Origin of the sequence: Bacillus sp. SD075 (genome assembly GCF_017355165.1) — a bacterium.
Taxonomy (GTDB): domain Bacteria; phylum Bacillota; class Bacilli; order Bacillales; family DSM-1321; genus Peribacillus.
In genome coordinates, this window is record NZ_JADILK010000082.1 from 1 (window position 1) to 8,219 (window position 8,219).

The window sequence follows — 8,219 nt, forward strand, 5'->3', positions numbered from 1 at the left end:
TTTAGTTCCCATAAGAAAAAGCTGCCTTAAGACAGCTCTGATCTTCAGCTAACGCACCCGTTAGTTGAAAATTTCTAACTGGAAGAGATGTTATATATCATTGTCCAAGATGTTCCTGATGAATCACATTGTTCAAATCCAAGTTTCTTATAAAGTTGTACAGCCTGAGTGTTTTTAGGGTCAACACTCAAAGATAGTGATGTATAACCATCTCTAGAAGCTGTTTCAAATAACTTTTCCATAAGCAGGTTACCTATTCCCTTACCTCTTACTTTATTAATTACAGCGATACCCAGTTCAGGAGTCTTATCATCAACATATCCATACCCTTTTTGATTTTCTGCAAATAAGCGATACCATGCAGCACCAACAGGAAAATGATCCTCAAAAGCAATTATTGCTCTATCACCTTTTCGTCCCCATCCCTCACTATATTTTTTGATATGTGGTAAATTTAACAGTTCTTCTTTAGGTGGCTTATTTTCAGGAATATGAATAGCTTCATACATCATATCCGTTAAAAAATCTAAATCATGCTCACTTTGTTCCAAATTTTTTACATGTATCAAAATTAATCACCCCATTTGTTACTAATTCGACATAGAAAATTCATTACCTGTTCTTCAACTAACCCGCCCCGTTAGTTTCATACAAAAAAGCTGCCTTAAAGACAGCTCCGATCTTCAGCTAACGCATCCGTTCTATAATGACTTATTGTAGAGTTGACCCAAACTGTGCAATAGGAGGAGAAAGCCAATCATTGCCTTAATTTATTTTACATTCTATGTATATAACTCTTAACAATATCAAAACCTATGACTAGCAACACATTACATTCATAGGAGCTGACAACATGGCTAGAAATAATAACAGTAATGAATTAGTAGTTAATGGTGCAGAGCAAGCTCTAGAAAAAATGAAATACGAAATCTCTAGTGAATTCGGTGTTACACTTGGCGCTGATACAACATCCCGTGCAAACGGATCTGTTGGTGGAGAAATTACAAAACGTTTAGTGCAAATGGCTGAACAACAATTAGGCGGAAGAACTCGTTAAACGAAATCATATGTAATGTTAGGGATGGTGATTCGACTATCCCTATTTATAATTCCAAAAATTCCAAAAAAAAGAAATTGAAACAACAGTAGCTGTTATTTTGCTATGTCGCAGTACGAATACTTGCTTATTCAACGAACCTGCCCCGATAGTTGCACTAAGAAGAAGCTGCCTTAAAAATAGCCCCGATCTTCAGCTAACGCACCCGTTACTTCATTAAGGGTACCACCGGCAAAACGCGAATTTAAAACGCTAAGTAGAATTGTGTAAAAAATAACCGGTATTCACCACGGTAAGGGTGTAACCGATACTTATTTCTATTATTGGTTGTTCAACTGACGTAATGATTCTAAGGTAGTAACCCTTTTTTGATCTAATCGATACTCTAAAAGTTATATTTTGTTAACTTTGTTTCTCTATTTTATCTCTATTTCCGCAATGGATAAACCAGATTTCTTTAAACTTTTAATAGTCTCAACTCTTTCCATTGCTGCTTCTCGAGGGTAACGACGTGTTAAGCTTTCATCTAATTGTTCAAATGGGAATTAAATTAGCTTCGGTATAATATTTTAATGTACTGTATCTCAAATCAGTTATTATTACCCTTAATTTATTTGATTTGCTCCGCCAACTCTAAAATAATCCCCTCTGGTCCACGACAGTAGCATAACTTATAACTATCTTCATAGTTTTGTATCTCACTAAAGATTTCCGTACCTTTCTTTTTCAATTTGGCAACAAGAGCTTCAATATCTTCAACAGCAAATGCAATATGCCGGATACCCAGGGTATTTGCAATAGGTTGCTGACTATCTTTTTCATCTGACGGCGTATAAAATTTAATTAGCTCTATCCATGCCTGACCGTCTGGCTTCCCCAATCCTACACATGCTACTTTAACGTCATTAAGCCCACTCATCTGATCCATCAACTCTCCTTCCATTTCCCATTCCCCTTGCACTTCAAGTCCAAGATCGAGAAAAAACTCTTTAGCAGCAGAGAGATCATTTACGATTACACCTACATGATCTATTCTGTGGATCTTCATATTTCATACCTCCTATGTTCCTGTTATTTTTCAATATCCCATCCTATATTCTTACATTCTAATTCTCTAAAAACAGAAAATATCCTTCTTCAACAAACTGGCCCAATTGTTGAAGAAAGGTCTAAGAGCACTCTTCAACTATCCTGCCCCGTTAGTTGAACAAGACAATAAAATAACTTTTATAGTAAAATATTAGTATTTACAAAAGGAGCCGCATTCTTATGAATATTTTAATTTTAGGTGCAACTGGACGAGTTGGAAGTCAAATAGTTACTTATGCCCTTCATGACAGACATCATGTTACTGTATTAGTTCGCACTCCAGAGAAGATTCAAATAAAAAATGATAATTTAACCATTATTCAAGGGATTGTTGTAAATAAAGATGATATAGTACGTGCAATGCAGGGGATTGATGTAGTTATTAGTGCACTAAATACTGATGACACAACCACTCTATCAGAAAGTATGCCACTTATTATCGAAGCAATGGAAAACGAAGGTATAAAACGAATAATATCTATAGGAACTGCGGGTATTCTGCAAAGTAGAACCACGGCAAATTCTCTGCGTTATCAATCAAGTGAATCAAAGCAGAAGTCAACCCGTGCAGCGAAAGAACATCATAAAGTTGACGATATGCTCAAACAATCAACCCTCGAATGGACGATTGTCTGTCCTACGTACTTGCCGGATGGAGAAAGGGTGGGCAAATATCGAATAGACCGAAATTTTTTGCCGGAGGGTGGAGCTGAAATATCTGTACCGGATACAGCAGAATTTACCTTTAAACAGATAAAAGCAAACGATTATATAAAATCACGTGTAGGTATCTCCTACTAATATTCTTATACTACTTTCATATTGGATTAACCTGTTTGTTGAAAAAGAAAATGGGGTGCGGCAACAATCCCCACTCTTTAACTAAAGCGCCCTTTCTGGAATATCTAAAATATGAATTAGAGTCTAAAAATCACGGAATTTATAAGTAATGGAGTTGTTGTAAAATTAACATCTCTTTTTTTCCTAAACTGCCCCGTTCGTTCCATAAGACTTATCGCAGAGTTGACACAGACTGTGAATAAAAATATTTTAAGAAAACAGGAGAATCAACTGCCTTTTTTGAATATAATCTTTAAACTAAAATAAGTAGGGAGACGGTGTAGTGAGCGAAATAGACAAACGAAACAGATTAGGTGAAGAACCATTTACTTATCGAATAACGAAAAAAGGAACAGTAGTAATTTATTACAAAGGTAAACAAATTAAATTTTTAAAGGATAGGGAGGCTCTGCGTCTTATAGAAAGAATCAATGAAGTTGAAAATAATATAGCAGAACTACAGTTATTGTTAGCTAAAATTACGGGTAACTTTAAACGGGGTAACGAGAAGTTGGGTAAAAATAAATAAACTAAGCCTTCGTAGTTCAAGTACACAACGCTTATGGAACTAACCTGCCATGCCATAAGAAAAAGGCTGCCACAGCAACCCCTGTTATTGAAGTAAACCACCCGTTACTTAAAGAGGAGTGATACAAAAATAAAGCCGATTATGATTACAAGAATAAGAATTCCCGTCCCTTTCCAACCTAAGCTACCAACTAAATCAGCAAGACCTCCACCGTGAACGCTGCTGGAAGGATTTCTTTTTAATTCTTCTTGTCTTAATTTTTCTCTTCTTCTTTCAGGAGTTTCTTTATCTTCACTCATTTGAACACCCCCTGTAAATTAAACAATCATTCCTTTTTAATTTTAACACAAATTTCCATTATCCTTGTTGAACTATCCTGCCCCTTTAGTTCTATAAAAAAGAAGCTGCCTTAAAGACAGCTCTGATCATTTACTATTTTTATACCATTTATCTGTTTCAAATTCCTCTGGAATCGATTGCTCAACAGGGTCATCAAATCCTAATTGTTCAAGGATTTCAAACCATAAATCCCTTTTAGAATCAGGTAATTTCGTGCCACACCAGGGACAATAGGTTATCTCTATACTTGAGCTGCCTCCATCGTGGATTAGTAATCCATATTCATCAAACCTTTTATTATAAGTAATCAAAATGTCTGGACAATCAAACGGGTTAGCTTGAATTTTGCAATTAATAGTAACTTGGTCTTTCATAGCTTCGCAACAGTGATCATTCATAAGTATCTCCTTGGGTTAACCTTTATCGGGTTCTATGTATATATGTATCGTAATTTTACCATAGTTCCTTCTTATGCTAACGCACCCGTTTGTAAAAGCATGTCACGATTCAGTGCCCGTCACCCTTCTTCTTGGGAAAAGTCTTCATACCACGTGATGTAGGGGGCAGAGGCCTTTGATTATCGCCTTCCCTTTTCAAATTATTATTGGAGCTTAATAATTTGGGTCTTTCTTTAAACGCCCACATTGGTCTCCTAATGAATGTATCACCTAGTCCTTCCGGATTTAGTGGAGCAAATGGTGACATATAAGGAACTCCGAATGAACGTAGGCTACATAAATGAACCAGGACGACAAAAAGGATTAATATCATGCCATAAAAACCCATTACACCTGAGCAAATCGTAAATACGAACCGCAACAGGCGAGCAGAAATCGCCATTGAATAGGAAGGGGTGGCAAAACTTGCAATGGCCGTGATTGATACGATGATGACCATTGCCGGTGATACAATCCCAGCCTGGACTGCCACATCCCCAATAACCAGAGCACCAACAATGGACATAGTCGCCCCAATGGCTTTGGGCATCCTTAGGCTTGCTTCTCGTAAGACTTCAAATGTCAATTCCATAAAGAGTGCTTCGATAACTGCCGGAAAAGGAACAGAATCTCGTTGCGCTGCAATAATGACGAGCAACTTTGTTGGAATCATTTCCTGATGATAGGTTGTAGCTGCTACATAAACAGACGAGGAGATTAGCGAAATAAAAAAAATAGAAATACGTAAAAAGCGTATAGCTGAGGCTATATCAAAGCGAACATAGTAGTCCTCTACTGATTGAAAGAACTGAATAAATAACGCAGGAGCCACCAAGACAAAAGGCGTTCCGTTAACAAAAATGGCTACCCTTCCTTCAAGGAGATCGCCAGCGACCTTATCCGGTCTTTCTGTATGATCAAGGGTAGGGAATGGGGTCATGACCTGATCTTCTATCAATTGTTCAATATATCCTGATTCAAGAATACTATCAATATTTATTCCTTTTAAGCGCTTTTTAACCTCCTCGACGATTCCTTCCTTGGCAATCCCATTTATATACATGATGGAAACATCCGTCTTTGTCACCGCCCCAATTATCATCGACTCGATCCATAAATCCGGACTGTTAATGATGCGGCGTACCAGCGCTATGTTTGTTGCATTCGATTCCGTAAATCCTTCTCTTGAACCGCGAATCACCGTATTTGTGCTAGATTCCTGAACTGGACGCCTTTCTCCTCCTTTTGTACTTGCAACCAGGGCTATGTTAATGCCGTCAACAAAAATGATGCTATCCCCTGATAATAATGACAAAAATAATTTTTCCCAGTTCGTGACGGTTTCTACACCACCGAGAGAAACCACGTCTTTAGAGATTACCTCCAGCGCTTCTTGTGGAAGTAATTTTTCTTTAAGATGAGGATTTTTCATGATGGATTCAATTAAAAAGTCCATAACGCTTGGATTATCAATCAGACCCTGCACATACAAAATAGTCGTTTTAATTTCGGGATTTTGACTGATTTTCAACGTTCGTATAATAATGTCGGGGCTGTTACCTGTTTTCTGCTTCACCTTTTCCAGATTGACTGAAATGTAGCTGTCAATAAGTTCAGTAGTTTTACCTTTAGATTGGTCTTTTTCATCAATCCTTCGCTTCTCACGTTTCTTCATTTGTCCTTTTTGTTTAAAAAAAGAAAACATAGACCGGACCTCTTTCATTCCTATTTCTTTTTATTCTGTCCAAAGAAAATGTTTTTTATGGATAACATCAATCGCAAAGATGGATGAAGTAGATAGCATATTATATATGTATAGATGTGAAAGAGATAGAAAGAAAAAAGAATAGGAGCTTGAAGATAAAAGAAGTGGTCAGTCGGAAAAAGTGAAAAAAAGTGTATGATGCGAAAATTATAGAGGCTGTAGAACCCATACCTGAACCAAAAGAAATGAATATATAAGTGTAAGGGAGATAACAAATACAGAGATTTTCGGAGCTTCATTATCCAAAAAGGAGGGATTAATAGCAAGTTATGACTAAGAAATTAATCGGTTATCATAACATGCACCAGCAACAAAAGGAAACAGGGCTGTATAATAAGAATAGTTGTTTATCACCAAGTCCACCAAGAGGTTGTCCAAATATTTATCCAGTGAGGGAGAACCCAAATCCAATTAACATTTTAAAGGTAAAAACTTTTCAATATACTGCAATCTCTGACGGTATAAAAAGGATTTATACTAATCAAGATGGAGTGTTAAAGTACGGAACCTCCAGGATTCTTAATCCAAATAGCGTATCTTATATAAACTTATTTATAAATGGAATCCTGCAGCCAGATATAAATTACATCGTTGAACCGGGAAAACTTACATTCCTTAATGATTTACCCCTATCTGGAGCCCCTATTATTCTTCAATTTGTAATAATTTATGGATAAAGAAAAAGTGGATAGTTCTTACGAAACCAATGAACAAAATGCCGGACAATCATCATATTGATTACCGGCATTTTGTCATTAGCAAATCATGGGTATTAGTTGACTATAACTTCAATAACAATTGGAGTTGCACCATCAAGTGCATCGCCATCAGGAATAGTTATCGTAGTAGTAGTAAGGGTTGAGGTATCAGCTGTTTGAATCTGAGCATTTATATATAAAACATAATAAGCAAATGAACCTGGAAATGCGGTTACCGCTGCACCAGCGTCATCCGTAAAGGTTGTTGCTGCAATTGCAAACGTCTCACCTGTACCTGTACCATCCCCTATTGTGGCAGTAAACTTTCTGGAAGCCATGAAGGGCTTAATGATTGGCATTTATTTACCTCCTTTCTTTTTCAAATGTACGGGGTTTTCCAGACAGTCCTTTCGAGGTTGTCCGTCCCCCATTTAATTATCTTATTTCATACTTCGAATTAGGGAACGGCGAATATTTGTTACATTGATTCCACCTGCGAATAATTTTATGATTCTGGCTCAATTGCGACTGATATGTAACTGCCTTACGAAAAACGTTTAGGTATTGGTTTGTATATGGGCACTACAAATTTGTACAATTCACATGCCAATAATTTGGGGTTTTCTACAGTTTTACAGCCTTCCACTATTATTCAGGGTGATCCAGGCAGCTTGCCAAAAGGAACAGTTCGTTTTTATCGACCAGGATCTGTTTCTGTTTCAAATGCGGAAATTTTTATTCGATTAAGTCAAATATGCTTGAAAGCGCTGAATGTACAGGCTTTTATTGGACCAGGTACTTCTAATGCAGATATTTGGACAATTCGTAAAGACGGTATTGATACACCCCTTACAGGTCATTGATAGGTTCACAAATATCCACTATGAATAATTATGTTCCCGTTTCTTTTCAAGCAGGAGATAATCCCTCATTTAAAGTAACTTCAGAAACAGTTCTTCGAGCCGATGTTTTTTAAAGGATAGATAAAAAGAAAAAACATCAAATTTGTATATGATGTTTTTTCAGCTTATTCCAATTTATAGTATAAAAGAGGCGAAATAAAATTCATTTTAGCTACCTTAACAAAATACGGGGTATCTGATGAAAACTGCCTAAATGCTGCAAATATAATGAATAATTATGTTCTTTCATTTGTTGCCGGTGAAATTCGCGCAAAACATATTTCTCCAGAAACAGCTAAACAGTTTGGTTTGATTTTTGGAGAACAATATGAAATGAGCCTGGATTTTGAGCAACAATTTTTATATGGTTTACAAGTGATATTGACAGGACTACTTGTTGATTAAAATAAAGAGGCTGGGACATAACCAAATAAACCCTCCTCAAAGACGAATCATTCTACGTTATTCTACCTATTAAATAAAATGCTGTTTTCGTATATGTTGTTTTTATTCATCCATTCAAGCTGTAAGAACAAGTTCGTTCCATTACAACAAAATCTATT

General features: G+C 36.5%; 13 protein-coding genes. 6 read left to right on the plus strand and 7 right to left on the minus strand.

From position 1 onward, the window contains the following. Positions 1-74 precede the first annotated feature (74 nt). The gene (locus tag IOC57_RS24915; RefSeq protein ID WP_207441255.1) at positions 75-569 is read right to left on the minus strand and encodes a GNAT family N-acetyltransferase; all 495 of its coding nucleotides are present in this window, start codon (positions 567-569) and stop codon (positions 75-77) included. A gap of 284 nt (positions 570-853) precedes the next feature. On the opposite strand from IOC57_RS24915, the gene IOC57_RS24920 reads away from it, so the two are divergent. Next, the gene (locus tag IOC57_RS24920) at positions 854-1,057 is read left to right on the plus strand and encodes an alpha/beta-type small acid-soluble spore protein (protein ID WP_207441256.1); all 204 of its coding nucleotides are present in this window, start codon (positions 854-856) and stop codon (positions 1,055-1,057) included. 416 nt (positions 1,058-1,473) lie between these two features. On the opposite strand, the gene IOC57_RS26675 is transcribed toward IOC57_RS24920, so the two are convergent. Together IOC57_RS26675 and IOC57_RS24925 are read right to left on the minus strand one after the other, a co-directional pair. Beyond that, positions 1,474-1,545, minus strand: a complete 72-nt coding sequence (locus tag IOC57_RS26675) for a hypothetical protein (RefSeq protein WP_396020887.1) — start codon at positions 1,543-1,545, stop codon at positions 1,474-1,476. A 122-nt stretch (positions 1,546-1,667) separates the two neighbouring features. Then, complete coding sequence (locus tag IOC57_RS24925; protein WP_207441258.1) at positions 1,668-2,105, minus strand: VOC family protein; 438 nt, start codon at positions 2,103-2,105, stop codon at positions 1,668-1,670. 221 nt (positions 2,106-2,326) lie between these two features. Between IOC57_RS24925 and IOC57_RS24930 the strand changes: the two genes are divergently transcribed. Together IOC57_RS24930 and IOC57_RS24935 are read left to right on the plus strand one after the other, a co-directional pair. Further along, positions 2,327-2,947, plus strand: coding sequence for an NAD(P)-dependent oxidoreductase (locus tag IOC57_RS24930; RefSeq protein WP_207441260.1), 621 nt, complete (start codon positions 2,327-2,329; stop codon positions 2,945-2,947). A 322-nt stretch (positions 2,948-3,269) separates the two neighbouring features. Further along, complete coding sequence (locus IOC57_RS24935; protein WP_207441262.1) at positions 3,270-3,515, plus strand: hypothetical protein; 246 nt, start codon at positions 3,270-3,272, stop codon at positions 3,513-3,515. A 104-nt stretch (positions 3,516-3,619) separates the two neighbouring features. On the opposite strand, the gene IOC57_RS24940 is transcribed toward IOC57_RS24935, so the two are convergent. The 3 genes from IOC57_RS24940 to IOC57_RS24950 all read right to left on the minus strand — a co-directional run bounded on the left by IOC57_RS24940 (position 3,620) and on the right by IOC57_RS24950 (position 5,996). Beyond that, complete coding sequence (locus IOC57_RS24940) at positions 3,620-3,814, minus strand: DUF6366 family protein (protein ID WP_207441263.1); 195 nt, start codon at positions 3,812-3,814, stop codon at positions 3,620-3,622. Positions 3,815-3,940: 126 nt separating this feature from the next. Next, complete coding sequence (locus IOC57_RS24945) at positions 3,941-4,252, minus strand: DUF6980 family protein (protein ID WP_207441265.1); 312 nt, start codon at positions 4,250-4,252, stop codon at positions 3,941-3,943. Between the two features lie 109 nt (positions 4,253-4,361). Further along, positions 4,362-5,996 carry a spore germination protein gene (locus IOC57_RS24950; RefSeq protein ID WP_207441266.1) on the minus strand — a complete coding sequence of 545 codons (1,635 nt, stop codon included), beginning with the start codon at positions 5,994-5,996 and terminating at the stop codon, positions 4,362-4,364. Positions 5,997-6,325: 329 nt separating this feature from the next. Between IOC57_RS24950 and IOC57_RS24955 the strand changes: the two genes are divergently transcribed. Continuing rightward, positions 6,326-6,733 (plus strand): DUF4183 domain-containing protein, encoded by a 408-nt coding sequence (locus tag IOC57_RS24955; RefSeq protein WP_207441268.1) that lies wholly within the window; start codon positions 6,326-6,328, stop codon positions 6,731-6,733. A 95-nt stretch (positions 6,734-6,828) separates the two neighbouring features. Here IOC57_RS24955 and IOC57_RS24960 read toward each other — a convergent pair whose 3' ends face one another. Then, positions 6,829-7,113: a DUF4183 domain-containing protein gene (locus tag IOC57_RS24960; RefSeq protein ID WP_207441269.1), complete on the minus strand. Its 285-nt coding sequence runs from the start codon at positions 7,111-7,113 to the stop codon at positions 6,829-6,831. Positions 7,114-7,329: 216 nt separating this feature from the next. On the opposite strand from IOC57_RS24960, the gene IOC57_RS24965 reads away from it, so the two are divergent. After that, on the plus strand, positions 7,330-7,617 hold the full coding sequence (locus IOC57_RS24965) for a hypothetical protein (protein ID WP_207441271.1): 288 nt from the start codon (positions 7,330-7,332) through the stop codon (positions 7,615-7,617). Positions 7,618-7,884: 267 nt separating this feature from the next. Further along, positions 7,885-8,061 carry a hypothetical protein gene (locus tag IOC57_RS24970; RefSeq protein ID WP_207441273.1) on the plus strand — a complete coding sequence of 59 codons (177 nt, stop codon included), beginning with the start codon at positions 7,885-7,887 and terminating at the stop codon, positions 8,059-8,061. Positions 8,062-8,219: the final 158 nt, after the last annotated feature.

Bases quoted from the DNA above. Each gene is read 5' to 3' on its own strand.
- IOC57_RS24925 (WP_207441258.1), bottom strand. From the start codon at position 2,105: ATGAAGATCCACAGAATAGATCATGTAGGTGTAATCGTAAATGATCTC.
- IOC57_RS24970 (WP_207441273.1), top strand. From the start codon at position 7,885: ATGAATAATTATGTTCTTTCATTTGTTGCCGGTGAAATTCGCGCAAAA.
- IOC57_RS24950 (WP_207441266.1), bottom strand. From the start codon at position 5,996: ATGTTTTCTTTTTTTAAACAAAAAGGACAAATGAAGAAACGTGAGAAG.
- IOC57_RS24940 (WP_207441263.1), bottom strand. From the start codon at position 3,814: ATGAGTGAAGATAAAGAAACTCCTGAAAGAAGAAGAGAAAAATTAAGA.
- IOC57_RS24965 (WP_207441271.1), top strand. From the start codon at position 7,330: ATGGGCACTACAAATTTGTACAATTCACATGCCAATAATTTGGGGTTT.
- IOC57_RS24955 (WP_207441268.1), top strand. From the start codon at position 6,326: ATGACTAAGAAATTAATCGGTTATCATAACATGCACCAGCAACAAAAG.
- IOC57_RS24930 (WP_207441260.1), top strand. From the start codon at position 2,327: ATGAATATTTTAATTTTAGGTGCAACTGGACGAGTTGGAAGTCAAATA.
- IOC57_RS24945 (WP_207441265.1), bottom strand. From the start codon at position 4,252: ATGAATGATCACTGTTGCGAAGCTATGAAAGACCAAGTTACTATTAAT.
- IOC57_RS24920 (WP_207441256.1), top strand. From the start codon at position 854: ATGGCTAGAAATAATAACAGTAATGAATTAGTAGTTAATGGTGCAGAG.
- IOC57_RS24960 (WP_207441269.1), bottom strand. From the start codon at position 7,113: ATGCCAATCATTAAGCCCTTCATGGCTTCCAGAAAGTTTACTGCCACA.